Annotated in this window: 1 protein-coding gene; it reads left to right on the top strand. The window is 56.3% G+C overall.

The genetic code is table 11. The features are described from left to right. Positions 1 to 1,121 (top strand): immunoglobulin-like domain-containing protein (locus tag AC07S6_RS27280; RefSeq protein WP_495113413.1); only part of this gene is annotated, 1,121 nt, incomplete at both ends.

The raw sequence follows: 1,121 nt of genomic DNA, 5'->3' as shown, positions 1-1,121 counted from the left end.
GTGACTAACATCACCAATCCGCTGACCGTCACCCTCGATAACGGCAAGACCATCACCATTGGTGTGAATCAGTCGAGTGGCTCTATCACCACCATCGCGCCGGATGATGTGTACAAAGGCGATCAAACTGTCACTACCGCCATCAAAACCGTGACCGGCGGCGAGCACTTCGAAAACCTGGTCCCTGGCACGACGGCAGTGAACACTACTGTCACCGATAACCCTGGCACCGATAACACCACCACCGTTACGTTGACGGCTCCGGCTGAGGCAAACGAAGGTGGTCAGATTACGTACACCGCGACCTTGAGCAACAAGGCCGGTACTGACGTCATCTTGAAGCTGGATAACGGCTCGTCGATCACCATCAAGGCTGGCGACACGGTTGGCACCGTGACCGTCCCTGCGCCTACCGATGACGTGTTCATCGACAAGAGCACGCAGACGGTCAAGATCACTGAGACCTCTGGCGGCAATTTCGAGAAATTGGAAGTTGCGGGCGATGGTGCGACCACTACGATCAACGACACCATCGACAAAGTTGATGTGGTCCTGACCGCCACCACCACCGTTGGTGAAGGCGGCAACATCGTCTACACCGCCAGCCTTGTGGATAAAAACGGCGCGGCGGTGACTAACATCACCAACCCGTTGACCGTCACCTTGGACAACGGCAAGACCATCACCATCGGCGTAAACCAATCGAGCGGTAGCGTTTCGGTTATTGCTCCTGATGATGTGTATAAGGGCGACCAAACCGTCACCACGGCTATCAAAAGCGTGACTGGCGGCGAGCATTTCGAGAACCTGGTGCCCGGCACTACGGCAGTGAACACCACTGTCACCGATACCCCCGGTACCGACAACACAACGACTGTCACCCTGACTGCGCCAAGTGCGGTTAACGAAGGTGGCCAGATTACCTACACCGCGACCTTGAGCAACAAGGCTGGCACTGACGTCACCCTGAAGCTGGATAACGGCTCGTCGATCACCATCAAGGCTGGCGACACTGTTGGCACCGTGACTGTCCCTGCGCCTACCGATGACGTGTTCATCGACAATAGCACCCAGACCGTCAAAATCACCGACGCTTCTGGCGGCAACTTCGAAAAACTCGA

This window comes from Pseudomonas sp. GW821-FHT07B01 (assembly GCF_059419065.1).
Note: the sequence above shows the minus strand (reverse complement) of the source record. Positions and strands in the feature narration are given on the sequence as shown.